At 67.7% G+C, this 16202-nt stretch carries 13 protein-coding genes; 8 read left to right on the top strand and 5 right to left on the bottom strand.

All coding sequences use genetic code 11. The annotated features are described in order from the left end of the window. The first annotated feature begins 34 nt into the window (after nt 1–34). The 4 genes from AC5Y5V_RS29805 to AC5Y5V_RS29790 all read left to right on the top strand — a co-directional run bounded on the left by AC5Y5V_RS29805 (nt 35) and on the right by AC5Y5V_RS29790 (nt 3899). Nucleotides 35–763 carry a lasso peptide biosynthesis B2 protein gene (locus AC5Y5V_RS29805; RefSeq protein WP_499942526.1) on the top strand — a complete coding sequence of 243 codons (729 nt, stop codon included), beginning with the start codon at nt 35–37 and terminating at the stop codon, nt 761–763. Then, nucleotides 760–2457, top strand: a complete 1698-nt coding sequence (locus tag AC5Y5V_RS29800; protein WP_499942525.1) for an asparagine synthase-related protein — start codon at nt 760–762, stop codon at nt 2455–2457. Before AC5Y5V_RS29805 ends, AC5Y5V_RS29800 begins: the two co-directional genes overlap by 4 nt. A gap of 84 nt (nt 2458–2541) precedes the next feature. Beyond that, complete coding sequence (locus AC5Y5V_RS29795; RefSeq protein ID WP_499942524.1) at nt 2542–2709, top strand: hypothetical protein; 168 nt, start codon at nt 2542–2544, stop codon at nt 2707–2709. Between the two features lie 71 nt (nt 2710–2780). Then, nucleotides 2781–3899, top strand: coding sequence for a cytochrome P450 (locus AC5Y5V_RS29790; protein ID WP_499942522.1), 1119 nt, complete (start codon nt 2781–2783; stop codon nt 3897–3899). A gap of 262 nt (nt 3900–4161) precedes the next feature. On the opposite strand, the gene pgi is transcribed toward AC5Y5V_RS29790, so the two are convergent. The 3 genes from pgi to AC5Y5V_RS29775 form a co-directional block, all read right to left on the bottom strand. Beyond that, the gene (pgi, locus tag AC5Y5V_RS29785) at nt 4162–5832 is read right to left on the bottom strand and encodes a glucose-6-phosphate isomerase (RefSeq protein ID WP_499942521.1); all 1671 of its coding nucleotides are present in this window, start codon (nt 5830–5832) and stop codon (nt 4162–4164) included. Between the two features lie 23 nt (nt 5833–5855). Then, the gene (locus AC5Y5V_RS29780) at nt 5856–6785 is read right to left on the bottom strand and encodes an esterase family protein (protein ID WP_499942519.1); all 930 of its coding nucleotides are present in this window, start codon (nt 6783–6785) and stop codon (nt 5856–5858) included. Nucleotides 6786–6892: 107 nt separating this feature from the next. After that, a complete protein-coding gene (locus AC5Y5V_RS29775) occupies nt 6893–7201 on the bottom strand; it encodes a chorismate mutase (protein ID WP_499942518.1) in 309 nt (102 codons plus the stop codon). A gap of 385 nt (nt 7202–7586) precedes the next feature. Here AC5Y5V_RS29775 and AC5Y5V_RS29770 point away from each other — a divergent pair, with 385 nt between their 5' ends. Next, a complete protein-coding gene (locus tag AC5Y5V_RS29770) occupies nt 7587–9650 on the top strand; it encodes a PPE domain-containing protein (protein WP_499942517.1) in 2064 nt (687 codons plus the stop codon). Between the two features lie 59 nt (nt 9651–9709). Further along, nucleotides 9710–12055, top strand: coding sequence for a DNA helicase PcrA (gene pcrA / locus AC5Y5V_RS29765; protein WP_499942516.1), 2346 nt, complete (start codon nt 9710–9712; stop codon nt 12053–12055). 102 nt (nt 12056–12157) lie between these two features. On the opposite strand, the gene AC5Y5V_RS29760 is transcribed toward pcrA, so the two are convergent. Further along, entirely contained in the window at nt 12158–12697 is a 540-nt protein-coding gene (locus AC5Y5V_RS29760) for a hypothetical protein (protein ID WP_499942514.1), read from the bottom strand. 4 nt (nt 12698–12701) lie between these two features. Beyond that, nucleotides 12702–13790 (bottom strand): M23 family metallopeptidase, encoded by a 1089-nt coding sequence (locus tag AC5Y5V_RS29755; protein WP_499942512.1) that lies wholly within the window; start codon nt 13788–13790, stop codon nt 12702–12704. Between the two features lie 277 nt (nt 13791–14067). Between AC5Y5V_RS29755 and sucC the strand changes: the two genes are divergently transcribed. Together sucC and sucD are read left to right on the top strand one after the other, a co-directional pair. Continuing rightward, complete coding sequence (gene sucC, locus AC5Y5V_RS29750) at nt 14068–15231, top strand: ADP-forming succinate--CoA ligase subunit beta (protein WP_499942511.1); 1164 nt, start codon at nt 14068–14070, stop codon at nt 15229–15231. A gap of 18 nt (nt 15232–15249) precedes the next feature. Then, nucleotides 15250–16164, top strand: coding sequence for a succinate--CoA ligase subunit alpha (gene sucD / locus AC5Y5V_RS29745; protein ID WP_499942509.1), 915 nt, complete (start codon nt 15250–15252; stop codon nt 16162–16164). Nucleotides 16165–16202: the final 38 nt, after the last annotated feature.

Below are 16202 nucleotides of genomic sequence, written 5' to 3'. Positions count from 1 at the left end.
CCGGTAAAGGCGTTCCGCGGCAATGGGATTAACTATGGGACGCAATTCCGCGCCCGAACCGGCCACCGACGTGCCGCTGGTGGTCTCGCCGCAGGTGCGGATGGCCGACGTCGACGGGCTCACGTTGGTGATGGATCTGTCGACGTCGGCGTTCTACTTTCTGGACGACGACGCATCGCACCTGTTACGTGAATTGCGTGCCGCGCGAGGCTCGGTGGCCGCCGCCAAGGCCGTGCTGGGCGCCGGAGATGAGTCGGCGCGACGCCTGTCGGGCCTGCTCGACGAATTCGTCGCCGGTTGCGCGGCGCGCGGGTTCCTGATTTCCGATCAGCCATCGACGCTGTACCGCGTCGAGCGAGCGCGCCGGGCGCACGGCGGGTCGTTACTCGCCCTGCGGGCCTGGCTGTGGATGCTGCGCGTGGACATCGCGTTGCGGCGGCACGACTTCGGCACCGTCTATCAGCGGCTGGAGCGGGCGGGCGTGCGACCCGGTGGTGTCGCGGCAGTCGACGTGGCGGTGGCCGCGTACGTGCGGGCGGAGAACTTTTACCTGCGGCGCCGCGCCCCCAACGACTGCCTGCCCAGATCGCTTGCGCTGTACGGGTTTATGCGTGGCCTGGGCCTGCCCGTCGTGCATCGCATCGGCGCCCGGCGGTATCCGGTGTTCGGCGCGCACGCGTGGGTCGAATGCGACGGCGTGCCGATCGTGGATCGGCCCGCCGATATCCGCGACTACACCCCGATCGCCACGATGTCGCCGTGACCGCCGTCGGCCAGGGGTTCGCCGGGTCGGTCGATATGTCTGCACCGGCTCCCGACGATGGTTGCCGCGTGTGGTGGCGTGGCTTCGTGGCGAATCGCGCCACGATGCTCGCGGAGTTGGGACTCGCGCCGTCGACCCCCGACGACGGATTGATCGCACCGGCGTATCGGTGCTGGGGCACGGCCATGCAGGCGCATCTGCTCGGCGAATACGCGTTGGTCGTCTGGGATCCCGCGACGGAGTCGCTGGTGTTGACGCACGACGCACTGGGCGTGGTGCCGCTGTATTACGCGGTGCGGGGACACACGGTCTTCTTCGGCTCGCACCTGTCGCTGCTGGCGAGGCTGCTGGCGTGGCCGGATGTCGACGACGGGTACATCGCCGAGTTCCTGCTGCATGGTGAGTGCCTGGATGAGCGCACCATCTATCGCGACGTCCGTCGGCTCGGGGTGGGCCGCACCCTGCGCTACCGTGCGTCCGGCGGCAGGGAGCTGCAGACGTGGTCGCTGGGCGACATCCCCGGGCTGCGCTGCCCCGATCCCCGCGACTACGACGAACGGTTCCGCCAGCTGGCGCGTGCGGCGGTGAGCACCGCGGCCGACGGGCGGACGTGGTCGGAACTGTCCGGCGGGCTGGACTCGTCGACCATCTCGTGCCTGGCGCGAGACGTCGGCGTCGAGGATTTCGCGACCCTGTCGGTCGTCTATCCGGTGTCCACGACGTCCGACGAACTTTCCTGGATTCGGATCGTGCGGAGGGAGAAGCGGCTTCGCGGGCAGCTGATCGACGGCGATAAGCACCAACCGTTTTCGGTGCTGCCCGACCGCAACATCGAGGAGCCGAGCCGACTCCACCTCACGTGGCCGATCTTCCGCGAATACGAGGCGTTGTTGCGCGCACACGGCGTGGGTGTGTTGCTGTCCGGTTTCGGTGGGGACCAGGTGCTCTTCGCGGAAATCGATCACCCGCTTGATGCCGCGGACTGGTTTCGGCGCCTGCGGCTCGCCGCCGCGGTGCGCCAGGTCGCGCACTGGTCACCGAGCGGCAAACGTTCCCTGACCCACCGGGTGGTGAACAGCGCGGTGCTTCCCGCGTGGAATTATCTGCGCGGCGATGTGATCCGCTATCAGTCCGCGGGGGCCGACCGGCGGCCGGCGTGGGTGTGCCCCGACCTGCTGCGCCGAACCGGGGCGGGTGACGGCCCCGTCGGCGCGCCCACTCCGCGCCTGCCGACCGTGCGCGGTCAGGCCTACTACGAACAGATTTGGCGGATGGCCGCCAGCGCCGGCCAATCCTGGGGGCAGAACACCACGGCGGCCCGGTGGCGCTATCCGCTGCTGTATCGGCCGTTGGTGGAGTTCATGTACTCGTTGCCGCCTGAGCAGCAGGCCATTGCGGGGCAGGACCGGTTGCTGCAACGGCGCGCTCTGGCCGGGATCCTGCCAGAGCAGATCCGTGCCCGGCGCACCAAAACCGGTCCCGCGCAAGCCATCTACCACGGGCTGCGGGCCAACCGCGACGTCTACCGGCTGTTGACCGACCGACCGCTGATCGCGCAACGCGGCTACGTCGAACTGGCCGCCTGGCGCTCCGCGGTGCAGGCCGCACAGTTCGGCGTCATGCCGTCGTCGGCGGCGTTCGACGCGGCCGTCAGCCTGGAAATCTGGCTGCGGCAGCGGGAAAATCAGCTCTGATCAGGCAGCGGTAATCTGTGGCATTTCGACGTAGTCTTAGTGGCTATCCGATGAAGTTCGCTTGTATATGGAAGGGGTCGTCAGATGGCGATCTTCCGCAGAAACCGTTCGAGCGCGGCACCGGCCGACCAGGACACCCAGGACGCCGCGGCGCCCGCCATCGTCCGGCTCGGCGACGTCGTGGAGTTGGTGGAAGGTGGCGGCAACGTGCACGCCGACGGCATGGAACGGAACCTGTTCGGCTGGCGCTGACGTCCGACTTGGCGGGCGGGCCGGCCGCTGCCTCCGCCCCGCCGCGGCTACCCTTCGCGCGGGCGCATCCGTTGCAGTTCGCGCCCGCGCTGCGCGAGCTGCAGGGCACCGGCGTGGTGCACCGCGTTCGCACGCCGGCGGGCGATCCGGCGTGGCTGGTCACCGGTCATGCGGAGGTGCTGCGGCTCTATGACGACGACCGCCTCGGCGTGGCCCACCCCGATCCGGACGCCGCGGCCCGGATGTATGAGTCGGCGGGTTCGGGCGGACCGACGACGAACTTCGACACCGAGCGCGCCGACCACGCCCGTAAGCGCAGCCTGCTGCAGCCGAACTTCACGCCAAAGCGCCTGCGTTCATTGCAGTTTCGCGTCGATGCCCTGACTGCTCGGCTGCTCGACGACCTTGCGGCGAAGGGGCCGCCGGCGGATCTGCGCGCCGCCGTGGCTGTGCCGCTGCCGGCGTTGGTGATATGCGAGCTGCTCGGCGTGCCGCGCGAGGACATCGAGGGGTTTTGCGCGTGGATCATCGACGCCTCCGGCACGGCTTCGGCACAGGCCCTCGATCAGCTGCACGCGTACAGCCTGCGGCTGGTGCGCCTCAAGCGGCGCGCGCCCGGCGACGACGTGGTGTCCCGGTTGTGTGCGACCGAGGGGGTCTCCGACGACGAGGCCGCCCGCCTGGCGACCGGCCTGTTGTGGGCCGGGCACGGAGCGCCGGTGCCCCACATCGGATTCGGCGTGTTGCTGTTGTTGGCCAACCCTCAGCAGTGGCGCGCGCTGGCCCGCGACCCGGCGTTGGCCGCGAATGCGGTCGAGGAGACCCTCCGCGCGGGCAGCAGCACCGACCTGTTCCCGCGGTACGCGCGCACCGACTTCGAAGTCGCCGGGGCCATGATCAGGGCCGGGGATCTGGTGCTGATGAGCATCGGCGCGGCCAACCACGACCCGGCGGTGTTCGCCGACCCCGACCAAGTCGACATCACCCGCCGCGCATCGGGTCATCTCACGTTCGGCCACGGCGGCCGGTACTGCATCGGTGCGCCACTGGCCCGCATGCAATTGCGTGCGGTGCTGTCCCAACTCGCCTCTCGGTTTCCGACGATGCGGTTGGCCGTCGGGGTGGAGGAGTTGGCGCTGCGCGAACAGATGTTGTTCGGCGGGCTGGCCGAACTGCCCGTGCGGTGGTGACCGGCAACCACACGCTCGACGGCACGGTCCAGCGGGCGTAGGGCGCTCACGTTTGCCGCCGCTTGCCCGCGGGTCCGCTCAAATGGCCCGGGCCGCCGCGTCGGATCCGCGAGTCCCAGGTGCCACAAGAAAGTCGGCATCTGGAGTTTTGCCCGCCTTTCAGCGACAGCCTGTCGCGCGAAGGCGGGCAAACCGGCACATGCTCGCCGGCCGAGGACAGAATGACAGCCCGGTCTCGCGGCGCGCCGCGGCAACCCCACTCCTAGATCGCGCGTCCTCGTTCACCGCGGTACCGGCGGACCAGCTCGTCGGTCGAGCTGTCCGACTGCTTGGCCGGCGACGCGTCACCGGTGATCACCGGCAGCAGCGCCTTGGCCTGCGTCTTGCCCAGCTCCACGCCCCACTGGTCGAAGGAGTCGATGCCCCAGACCACGCCCTCGGTGAACACCTGATGCTCGTAGAGCGCGATCAACTGCCCCAGCACCGACGGCGTCAAACGGTTTGCCAGGATCGAGGTCGTCGGCCGGTTCCCGGGCATCACCTTGTGCGGCACCACGTCGGCGGGCGTGCCCTCGGCGGCGATCTCCTCGGCCGTCTTGCCGAACGCCAGCACCTGCGTCTGGGCGAAGAAGTTGCTCATCAGCAGGTCGTGCATGCTGCCGGTGCCCTCGACGGTCGGCAGGTCGTCAAGGGGCTGCGAAAAGCCGATGAAGTCGGCCGGAACCAGTCGGGTGCCCTGATGCAGCAGCTGGTAGAACGCGTGCTGGCCGTTGGTTCCCGGCTCGCCCCAGAAGATTTCGCCGGTCTCGGTGCTCACCGGCGTGCCGTCAGCCCGCGTCGATTTGCCGTTGGATTCCATCGTCAGCTGCTGCAGATAGGCCGCGAACCGGGCCAGGTCGTTCGAGTACGGCAGCACCGCGCGCGACTGCGCGTCGAAGAAGTCTGAATACCACAGGCCGATAAGGCCAAGCAGCGCAGGCGCATTCGACTCCAGCGGGGCGGTGCGGAAATGCTCGTCGACGATGTGGAAGCCGGCCAGGAAGTCGGCGAAGGCCTCGCGGCCGATGACGGCCATCACCGACAGCCCGATCGCCGAGTCCACCGAGTAGCGCCCGCCGACCCAGTCCCAGAAGCCGAACATGTTGTCGGTGTTGATGCCGAAATCGTCGACCAGGCGCTTGTTCGTCGACACCGCGACGAAATGCTTGGACACGGCGGAGTCGCCCAACTCCGAGGTCAGCCAGCGCCGCGCGGCCGTCGCGTTGGTCAGCGTCTCCAGCGTCGAGAAGGTCTTGGACGCGACGATGAAAAGCGTTGTGGCGGGCTCCAAGTCGGCCAGGGTGGCGATCAGATCGGCAGGGTCGACGTTGGAGACGAACCGCGCCGAGATCCCCGCGTCGGCGTAGTGGCGCAGCGCCTGGTACACCATCACCGGCCCCAGATCCGAACCGCCGATGCCGATGTTGACGACGGTCTTGATGCGCTCGCCGGTGGCCCCGGTCCAGTCGCCGTTGCGCAGCCGGTCGGTGAAGTCGCCCATCGCGTCCAGCACATCGTGCACGTCGGCGACGACGTTCTGGCCGTCGACGGTCAGCTCCGCGCGGCGGGGCAACCGCAGCGCGGTGTGCAGCACCGCACGGTCCTCGGAGGTGTTGATGTGGGCACCGGCGAACATCGCGTCGCGGCGCTCCTCCAAGTGGGCCGCACGGGCCAGGTCGACCAGCAGTCGCAGGGTCTCGCGGGTGACGCGGTGTTTGCTGTAGTCGATGTAGAGGTCCCCGACCGTCAGGGTGAGTTCGCGGCCGCGGGCGGGGTCGTCGGCGAAGAACTGGCGCAGGTGGGTCTGCCCGATCTGTTCGTGATGACTGCGCAGGGCGTCCCACGCCGGGGTGGCGGTGATGTCGGAGATGGGCGGCACCGAGGTCTGGGTCATGGTTTCGACCCTAGTGCGGCCCGCTAACCAGCGCCCAGAACCCGCTGCAGGTCCGGCTTCATGGCTTGCAGTTGCGTGCCCCAATACGACCAGGTGTGGGTGCCGTTGTCGGGGAAGTTGAAGACGGCGTTGGTGCCGCCGGCGGCCAGGTAGCGCTTCTGAAAGACCTTGTTGCTGATCCGCGTCGCGCTTTCCAGCAGGCTGGCGTCCAGCTTCGTGTCCCCGCCGAGATCCCGCGACTGACCGCCGTTGCCCATGTAAACCCAGATGCGCGTGTTGTTGGCCACCAGCTGCGCCACGTTGACCGTCGGATCGTTGGCGGCCCACGCCGGATCGCCGGGCCGGCCCCACATCGCTTCGGAGCGGAAACCGCCGGCACCCAGCTGCGCCGCACTGACCAGCGAAGGCCATTGCCCGGCGGACAGATTCAGGAAACCCGACATCGACGCCGCGTAGACGAAGTTCGACGGATGCTTGGCGGCCAGGACCAACGACGCCGACCCGGCCATCGACGCGCCGACCACCGCATTGCCGCTGGGGGTGATCCCCTTGTTGGCGGCCAGCCATCCCGGCAACTCCTGGGTCAGGAAGGTGTCCCACTTGTACGTCCACGTACCGCCGTTGCCGACGGCCGGCCGATACCAGTCGGAGTAGAAACTCGCCATTCCGCCCGTCGGCATGACGAGTGACAAGCCGGATTCGGCGAACCACTCGAATGCGGCGGTATGAATGTCCCAGCCGTTGAAATCGTCGCGGGCGAGCATGCCGTCGAGCAAATACACGGCGTGCGGTCCGCCGTCTTGGAACTCCACTTTGACCTGACGGTTCATCGACGGCGACGGCACCATCAGGTATTCGATCGTCGCGGTCTGCCGCGACCACGCCGACGAGGTCGGCGGCCGTGCGGACGCTCCGCCGAGCAGAACGAGCACCGCTGCCGCTGATGTCAACATCAGCCGGCGCACATGCGAAATCGCAGCTGGATCTGCCGTAATCATTCCGGCGGAAATTTACCGCAGCAACGCCGACAGCGGCAGAGTCCGGCTGCAGAAGTAATCCTTTAGTGACCGAGCCGGCCGCGACCCAATCGCAATAGCAGCATCGCGAGGTCCTTACCCTCGGGACCGAGTTCGCTGTAGCGCTCGATCACCTTCATCTCGCGGCTGTGCACCAGGCGGGTGCCGCCCGACGCCATCCGCACCTTGCCGATCGCCTGCGACACTTCGGCTCGCCGCTTCACCGCGGCGAGGATCTGGGCATCGAGCCGGTCGATCTCCGAGCGCAGCTCTTCGATGTCGGTCTCTTGGGCCTGTACGGCATTCATCTCGGCTAACTCCGCGTTCTCGTGTTGTGGGGGTTCTGGTCTCATCCGGTGTCAGGCCTCACACAGAAAACAAGCCCCGAATCCGGAAGCGGACCACGGGGCTGTGCGAAAGCAGCTAGACCACGGGCACCGCAGGGGGGTACCCATAAAAAAATCGGGGCTGCACGTGGAGCACAACCAGAGTGTGCCACTAAGGGCCGCGCGGGCGCAAAAATGGCCGGCGGTTGGGTGGCATCCGACGGCGGCCGGAATCGGCCGGAATCGACCGGAATCGACCGGAATCGACCGGAATCGACCGGAATCAACATTGCCGGCTCGGGTGAGAAGTTGGCCAAAAGCCTGAATGAGTTGTCCGCCACGGCCATAAGCTCAGCGGTGCCGGGGGCAGTCGAGCACTCCGAGACAGGTTGTCCGGGGAAGGACCGAGTCGATGAGTTTTTTGGTGTTGCCACCCGAAATCACGTCGTGGCGGATGTTCACCGGTGCGGGTTCGGGCCCGATGCTGGCGGCGGCGACGGCTTGGGACGAACTCGCGGGCGAGTTGGGTTCGGCGGCGGCCGCATTCAACTCGGTGACGTCGGGGCTGGTCGGTGGCGCATGGCAGGGTGCGGCGTCGGCGGCGATGGCTGCGGTGGCCGCGCCCTACGCCGGATGGCTGGGCGCCGCGGCGGCCGAGGCTTCGGGGGCCGCCGGCCAGGCTCGTGCGGTGGCCGCTGCGTTTGAGTCGGCGCGGGTCGTAACCGTGCATCCGCTGCTGGTGGCGGCCAACCGTTCGCAGCTGGCGTCGTTGGTGCGGTCGAACTGGTTGGGGCTCAACGCCCCAGCGATCGCCGCCGCGGAGGCCGACTACGAGCGGATCTGGGCCCAGGATGTGTCCGCGATGGTCGGTTATCACGCTGATGCGTCGACAGCCGCGGCGCAGCTGGTTCCTTGGCGGCAATGGCTGCAGCAGGTGGGCAGTCGGGTGGGTCTCGATATCGGCACGACGATAGGCGCCCCGGGCGCGGCCAACCTCGGCATCGGCAACACCGGCGGCTACAACGTGGGCAGCGGCAACGTCGGCAACACGAACCTGGGCGGTGGCAACTTCGGCAGCGCCAACCTGGGTAGCGGCAACTCCGGCAACGCCAACGCGGGCAGCGGCAACACCGGCAACGGCAACCTGGGCGGTGGCAACACCGGCAACGTCAACCTGGGCAGTGGCAACACCGGCAACGGCAACCTGGGCAGTGGCAACTTCGGCAGCTTCAACCTGGGCAGCGGAAACGGAAACTCGACGCACAGCGTCGTGGGCAGCGAGAACGTCGGGAACGGCAACAACGGCAGCATGAACGCCGGCAGCGGCAATATCGGCAACCAGAACTTTGGCAGCGGCAATATCGGCAGCTCCAATGTGGGCGGCGGGAACCACGGCAGCAGCAATGTCGGCGGCGGGAACCTGGGCGACGACAACGTCGGAATGGGCAATCTCGGCGACGGCAACATCGGTTTCGGAAACCGCGGCGACAACAACGTTGGTTTCGGAAATAACGGCAGCAATGATTTCGGGATCGGTCTGCAAGGCAGCAACCAGGTGGGGATCAACCTGAGCGGTCTCAACGGGGGCACGGGAAACGTCGGCTTGTTCAACTCGGGTAACAACAACATCGGTTTCTTCAACTCGGGCGACGGAAACGTCGGCCTCTTCAACTCGGGCGCCGGCAACACCGGCTTCGCGAATTCGGGCCATACCAACACCGGTTCCTGGAACTCCGGCTACACCAACACGGGCCTCTGGAATTCAGGCCACGTCAACACGGGCCTGGGGAATGGGGGTAACTGGAATGTGGGCGTCGGTAACGGGGACGGGTTCAACACGGGCAGCTTCAACTCGGGTGACGGGAACCTGGGTAGCTTCAACTCGGGCGTTGCCAACACGGGCTATTTCAACTCCGGCGGTGAGCACGCGCATGGCGGAAACACCGGCTCGTTCAACTCGGGTAGCGCGAACACGGGGTGGTCGAATTCGGGCTTCGTGAACACCGGGTTCGGCAATTACGGCGACCAGAACACCGGCTGGTGGAACTCCGGCAGCATCAACACCGGATTTGGCAGCTCGGGTAGCACCACGGAGCAGAACTCCGGCGTGGGAAACACGGGCAGCGGAAATTCCGGATTCCTCAACAACGGCATCGGTAATTCCGGCCGCGCGAACGTAGGCAACGACAATTCGGGCTTCTCCAACGTGGGCCACAACAACGAGGGCTTCGCCAACACGGGCAGCTTCGACACCGGCATCTGGAACCGGGGCATGGACAACACCGGCGTCGGCAATGCCGGCGGCGACTACGCCGACGAGAACACCGGCTTCTTCAACACCGGCGGCGGAAACGCCGGCTTCGGGAACGGCAACGGCGATGTGGGCGCGCTGAGCTCGGGCTTTGGAAACACCGGTAGCTTCAGCTCCGGGTGGTTCCAGGCGGCCGACCACGTATCAGGTGTGTTCCGTCGCTGAACCGGGTGAGGCTGGCCCGACCAGCCCTTGTCGCCGGGCGGCGGTAAGTTTGGACGGACATGAGTGTGCACACAACGGATGCCAGTTTCCGGCCCGACGCGGAGCGTCAAACTCCAGCTGACGCGGACCGGCTGCTCGAGGGCCTCAACCCGCAGCAGCGCCAGGCGGTGGTGCATGAGGGTTCGCCGCTGCTGATCGTCGCCGGCGCCGGGTCGGGCAAGACCGCGGTGCTGACGCGGCGCATCGCCTACCTGATAGCCGCGCGCGGCGTCGGCGTCGGGCAGATCCTGGCCATCACGTTCACCAACAAGGCCGCCGCGGAGATGCGCGAGCGTGTGGTGCGCCTGGTCGGCCCGCGGGCCCGGTACATGTGGGTGTCGACGTTTCACTCGTCGTGCGTGCGGATCCTGCGCAACCAGGCCTCGCTGATCGAGGGCCTGAACTCCAACTTCTCGATCTACGACGCCGACGATTCGCGGCGGCTGCTGCAGATGATCGGCCGCGACATGGGCCTGGACATCAAGCGGTATTCGCCGCGGCTGCTGTCCAACGCGATCTCCAACCTGAAGAACGAGCTGATCGACCCCCACCAGGCGGTGTCGAACCTGACCGACGAGTCCGACGACCTGGCCCGCACCGTCGCGTCCGTGTTCGGCGAATACCAGCGGCGGCTGCGGGCGGCGAACGCGCTGGACTTCGACGACCTGATCGGCGAGACGGTCGCGGTGCTGCAGGCCTTCCCGGAGATCGCCCAGTACTACCGGCGGCGGTTCCGGCACGTGCTGGTCGACGAGTACCAGGACACCAACCATGCGCAATACGTGCTGGTGCGGGAGTTGGTCGGGCACGGCACTGACGACGACGTTCCGCCGGCCGAGCTGTGCGTCGTCGGCGACGCCGACCAGTCGATCTACGCGTTCCGCGGCGCCACCATCCGCAACATCGTGGACTTCGAGCGCGACTATCCCGACGCCACGACCATTCTGCTGGAACAGAATTACCGCTCCACGCAGAACATCCTGTCGGCGGCCAACTCGGTGATCTCGCGCAACGCCGGGCGGCGCGAGAAGCGGCTGTGGACCGACGCCGGTGACGGGGAGCTGATCGTCGGCTACGTCGCCGACAACGAGCACGACGAGGCCAGGTTCGTCGCCCAGGAGATCGACGCGTTGGCCGAGCGCGGCGACATCACCTACAACGACGTCGCCGTGTTCTACCGGACCAACAACTCGTCGCGGTCGCTGGAAGAGGTGTTCATCCGCGCCGGGATTCCGTACAAGGTCGTCGGGGGAGTGCGCTTCTACGAGCGCAAGGAGATCCGCGACATCGTCGCCTACCTGCGGGTGCTGGACAACCCCGGCGACGCGGTGAGCCTGCGGCGCATCCTGAACACGCCGCGCCGCGGCATCGGTGACCGCGCCGAGGCGTGCGTCGCCGTGTACGCCGAGAACACCGGCGCGTCGTTTGCCGACGCACTGGTCGCCGCGGCGGCCGGCAAGGTGCCGATGCTCAACACCCGCGCGGAGAAGGCGATCGCCGGTTTCGTCGAGCTGCTCGACGAGCTGCGCGGGCGCCTCGATGACGACCTCGGCGACTTGGTGGAGTCGGTGCTCGACCGCACCGGCTATCGTCGGGAACTGGAGTCCTCGACCGATCCGCAGGAGCTGGCCCGGCTGGACAACCTCAACGAATTGGTCAGCGTCGCACACGAATTCAGCATCGATCAAGCGAACGCGGCCGCGCTGGAAGACGAGGACGTGGCCGACGAGGACGTGCCGGACACGGGCGCTCTGGCGGCGTTTCTGGAGCGGGTGTCGCTGGTCTCCGACACCGACGAGATCCCCGAGCACGGCACCGGTGTGGTCACGCTGATGACCCTGCACACGGCGAAGGGGCTGGAGTTCCCAATCGTGTTCGTCACCGGCTGGGAGGACGGCATGTTCCCCCACATGCGCGCGCTGGACGACCCGGCCGAGCTGTCCGAGGAGCGGCGGCTGGCCTACGTCGGCATCACCAGGGCGCGCCAGCGGCTGTATCTGACCCGCGCCATCGTCCGGTCGTCGTGGGGTCAGCCGATGCTCAACCCGGAATCCCGCTTCCTGCGCGAGATTCCGCAGCATCTCCTCGACTGGCGGCGTACGGCGCCGAAGCCCTCGTACAGCGCGCCGGTCAGCGGCGCCGGGCGGTTCGGCGGGGCAGCGCGCCCGTCGCCGACGCGGCCCGGGGCCGGCAAGCGGCCGCTGCTGGTGTTGGAGCCGGGCGATCGGGTGACCCACGACAAGTACGGCCTGGGCCGCGTCGAGGAGGTTTCCGGCGTCGGCGAATCGGCGATGTCGCTGATCGACTTCGGCAGCTCCGGGCGGGTGAAGCTGATGCACAACCATGCGCCCGTCGCCAAGCTGTAGCGCCTAGGCGTCCCGCGCCTCCCGGCGTCCAGTGTGCAGGCAGCCGCGCATTCGGCGTCGAGCGTGAAGCTGGCCGGACGTTGGACGAGCGCCCGCCGAGACCTACCCCAGCAGCCAGCGCTTGGTCCGGGGATGCAGCGCCAACACAATGCTGGCCAGCGGCAGCACCGGCAGGGTATGCACCACCCACGCCACCCGCGCGCCCGCGATGAACACGCCGCCGTAGGTCAGCAACGCCACCAGCGCGCCCAGCACGATCAACCAGCGCCCGAGGGGCCGATGCAGCAGCAGCTCGATCACCCCGGAGACGGTTGCCAGCGCGAACACCAGCGCCAGAAACCCCACCGCGATGCAGAACAGCCGGTCGGTCCGCCACCACCCGGCGATGAGGTCGGTGGCCACCACCGACGTGGCCCATCCGCTGACGAAGCTGACCGCGCAGGCGGCGACGGCGGTGCCGGCGCTCGGCTCGTCGACCCGCGGCGGCGGCAGGCGCGGCGGCGGAATGTGGGTGGTAGGGGCCTCGGGGATCACCGGCATCGGGCCGGTCGGTGCGCGCCGAATGATCCGGCCCCGTGACTCGGGAGACGGGGTGGGGCCGGTCGGTGGTGCGCCAGGAGGTGGGTCGTTGGGCGCGGTCAACGGCTCAACCGCTGTAGTTGCCGACGTTCAGTCCGCGCTTGGCCAACCACGGCACGGGGTCGACGCGCTCGCTGCCGCCCAGCAGCACCTCGAAGTGCAGGTGCGGGCCGGTGGAGAAGCCCCGATTGCCCATGGTGGCGATCTGGTCGCCCGCCATCACCCGCTCGCCGACGCTGACCAGCGTGGTGTTGACGTGACCATAGAGCGTGACGGTGCCGTCGGCGTGACGCAGCTTGACCCACATGCCGTAACCCGCGGTGGGCCCGGCATCGATCACGACCCCGTCGGATACCGCGTAAATCGGTGTCCCGATCGAGTTGGCCAGGTCGATCCCCGCGTGCAGCACACCCCATCGGTACCCGAAGTTCGAGGTGAAAATGCCCTTCGTCGGCATCACGTAGAGCGGCTGCTGCAGGCGAGCCTCACGCTGCGCGCGCTCCTGGGCGAACGCCATGCCCTTGGCGAGTTCCTCGTTGTGCGTCGCGGCGTTCGCCGCCGGCCGCGCCGCAACCACCTGCACGCCGCGGGGCGCGTTGTTGCCCGACCCGCCGACCAGCGACGACGCGTTGGCGGTCAGCACGGTCTCGGTCTTGGCGGTGTCGCCGTGGCTGAGGGCCACGTGGCCGGCCGCGGCGGCCGCGCCGGCGGCCATCGCCGAGATCAGCAGACGGCCCTTGGCCGCGCTCGTCGGCTCCTTGCGGTGCTGTCCGCCGCGCTTGGGTACTCGCACGTCCGGAGCGGGCGTGCGGTAGTGGCGTGGCTCGGCGTCGGTGTCCACCGACACGCGGGCCAGCACGGTGGTCTGGGCGGCGTTCAGCCACTCGGGAGTCAGGTTGTCGACGTCGTGCAGATCGTCGAGCTCGGGTGCCCGCAGCACCCGGGCTTCGTTGTCGACGGCGAAGTCCGCGTCCAATTCCAGGTCGCTGAACTCGGAGTCGTAGAGGTCGTGGAGATCCTCAAGGTCGTCGAAATCGAAGCCGTCGAGCGGAATGATCTCGGTGACTTCGTTCTGATTGAGGGGCAACCAGCCGTCGCGGGCGGTGCGTCCTGCTGCGGCAGCAACGCGGGAACGAGCGAATCGGTGCTGGGGCAACCTGAAATGTCCTCGGATCGTGACCTGAACGTTATCTGGACCCTGAGACGGTATCCGCTGACGTACGGCGCTGGCAACCCGCGGTCGGGATCAGCCGGGGATTGTGATCTGGATCACGTTTGAAATCTGCGAGTGCCAGGTGAGCTGTGTCACAACAGTAAATACGGTGGGACGCCCGGGGGCAAACGCGATTGGGCGGGTGGATACAGTTCCACCGTGCGCGTCGCCGTGTTCGGCGCCGCATCCGTGTAGGCCAAGCAAAGAGGCAGTGAGCCCAATGGATCTTTTCGAGTATCAAGCGAAAGAACTGTTCGCCAAGCACAACGTTCCCAGCACGCCCGGACGGGTGACGGACACCCCCGAGGGCGCCAAGGCCATCGCCGAGGAGATCGGTCGTCCAGTGATGGTCAAAGCCCAGGTCAAGATCGGTGGCCGCGGCAAGGCGGGGGGCGTGAAGTACGCCGCCACCCCCGAGGACGCCTACGAGCACGCGAAGAACATCCTGGGCCTGGACATCAAGGGCCACGTCGTCAAGAAGTTGCTGGTCGCCGAGGCCAGCGACATCGCCGAGGAGTACTACATCTCCTTCCTGCTCGACCGCGCCAACCGCACCTACCTCGCGATGTGCTCGGTGGAGGGCGGCATGGAGATCGAAGAGGTGGCCGCCACCAAGCCGGACCGGCTGGCCAAGGTCCCGGTGAGCGCCGTCAAGGGCGTCGACCTGGCGACCGCCCGCTCGATCGCCGAGCAGGGCCACCTGCCGGCCGAGGTGCTCGACGCCGCGGCGGTCACCATCTCGAAGCTGTGGGAGCTGTTCGTCGCGGAGGACGCGACGCTGGTCGAGGTCAACCCGCTGGTGCGCACCCCTGACGACCAGATCCTGGCGCTGGACGGCAAGGTCACGCTGGACGGCAACGCCGACTTCCGGCATCCCGAGCACGCCGAGTTCGAGGACCGCGAGGCGACGGATCCGCTGGAGCTCAAGGCCAAGGAGCACGACCTCAACTACGTCAAGCTCGACGGCTCGGTGGGCATCATCGGCAACGGCGCGGGCCTGGTGATGTCGACGCTGGACGTCGTCGCCTACGCCGGTGAGGCCCACGGCGGCGTCAAGCCGGCCAACTTCCTCGACATCGGCGGTGGCGCCTCCGCGGAGGTGATGGCCGCCGGGCTCGACGTGATCCTGGGCGACCCGCAGGTCAAGAGCGTGTTCGTGAACGTCTTCGGCGGTATCACCTCGTGTGACGCGGTGGCCACCGGGATCGTCAAGGCGCTGGAGATCCTTGGCGACGAGGCGAACAAGCCACTGGTGGTGCGGCTCGACGGCAACAACGTCGAGGAGGGCCGCCGCATCCTGGCCGAGGCCAACCATCCGCTGGTGACGCTGGTACCGACGATGGACGAGGCTGCCGACAAGGCCGCCGAGCTGGCGAGCGCCTAAGAAAGGACTGGCAGCAAAATGGCTATCTTCCTGACCAAGGACAACAAGGTCATCGTGCAGGGCATCACCGGCAGTGAGGCCACCGTGCACACCGCCCGGATGCTGAAGGCGGGCACGCAGATCGTCGGCGGTGTCAACGCCCGCAAGGCCGGCACCACCGTCACCCACGAGGACAAGGGCGGCCGCGTCATCAAGCTGCCGGTGTTCGGCAGCGTCGCCGAGGCGATGAAGGAGACCGGCGCCGACGTCTCGATCGCCTTCGTGCCGCCGAAGTTCTCCAAGGATGCGGTTATCGAGGCGATCGACGCCGAGATCCCGTTGCTGGTCGTCATCACCGAGGGCATTCCGGTGCAGGACAGCGCCTACTTCTGGGCCTACAACCTAGAGAAAGGCGGGGCGAACGGGCCCAAGACCCGGATCATCGGCCCCAACTGCCCGGGCATCATCAGCCCCGGCCAGGCGCTGGTCGGCATCACGCCGGCCAACATCACCGGCCCGGGGCCCGTCGGGCTGGTGTCCAAGTCCGGCACGCTGACCTATCAAATGATGTACGAGCTGCGCGATTTCGGGTTCACCACGTCGATCGGCATCGGCGGCGACCCGGTGATCGGCACCACGCACATCGATGCGATCGAGGCGTTCGAGAAGGACCCGGACACCAAGCTGATCGTGATGATCGGCGAGATCGGCGGCGACGCCGAGGAGCGGGCCGCGGACTTCATCAAGGCCAACGTGTCCAAGCCGGTCGTCGGCTACGTCGCGGGGTTCACCGCGCCGGAGGGCAAAACGATGGGCCACGCGGGCGCCATCGTGTCGGGTTCGTCGGGCACCGCGGCCGCCAAGAAGGAGGCCCTCGAAGCCGCCGGCGTCAAAGTGGGCAAGACGCCGTCCGAGACGGCCGCCCTCGCCCGGGAGATCCTGGCGACCCTTTAGCGCTTCTTACGCCGAGCAGACGCAAAAGGCCCCCATTT

Source organism: Mycobacterium sp. NGS68 (assembly GCF_059812195.1).
Note: the sequence above shows the minus strand (reverse complement) of the source record. Positions and strands in the feature narration are given on the sequence as shown.

Excerpts from the sequence above, each read along its gene's own strand:
- AC5Y5V_RS29805 (WP_499942526.1), top strand. The coding sequence starts at position 35 with ATGGGACGCAATTCCGCGCCCGAACCGGCCACCGACGTGCCGCTGGTG.
- AC5Y5V_RS29795 (WP_499942524.1), top strand. The coding sequence starts at position 2,542 with ATGGCGATCTTCCGCAGAAACCGTTCGAGCGCGGCACCGGCCGACCAG.
- pgi (WP_499942521.1), bottom strand. The coding sequence starts at position 5,832 with ATGACCCAGACCTCGGTGCCGCCCATCTCCGACATCACCGCCACCCCG.
- AC5Y5V_RS29780 (WP_499942519.1), bottom strand. The coding sequence starts at position 6,785 with ATGTTGACATCAGCGGCAGCGGTGCTCGTTCTGCTCGGCGGAGCGTCC.
- AC5Y5V_RS29775 (WP_499942518.1), bottom strand. The coding sequence starts at position 7,201 with ATGAGACCAGAACCCCCACAACACGAGAACGCGGAGTTAGCCGAGATG.
- AC5Y5V_RS29770 (WP_499942517.1), top strand. The coding sequence starts at position 7,587 with ATGAGTTTTTTGGTGTTGCCACCCGAAATCACGTCGTGGCGGATGTTC.
- pcrA (WP_499942516.1), top strand. The coding sequence starts at position 9,710 with ATGAGTGTGCACACAACGGATGCCAGTTTCCGGCCCGACGCGGAGCGT.
- sucC (WP_499942511.1), top strand. The coding sequence starts at position 14,068 with ATGGATCTTTTCGAGTATCAAGCGAAAGAACTGTTCGCCAAGCACAAC.
- sucD (WP_499942509.1), top strand. The coding sequence starts at position 15,250 with ATGGCTATCTTCCTGACCAAGGACAACAAGGTCATCGTGCAGGGCATC.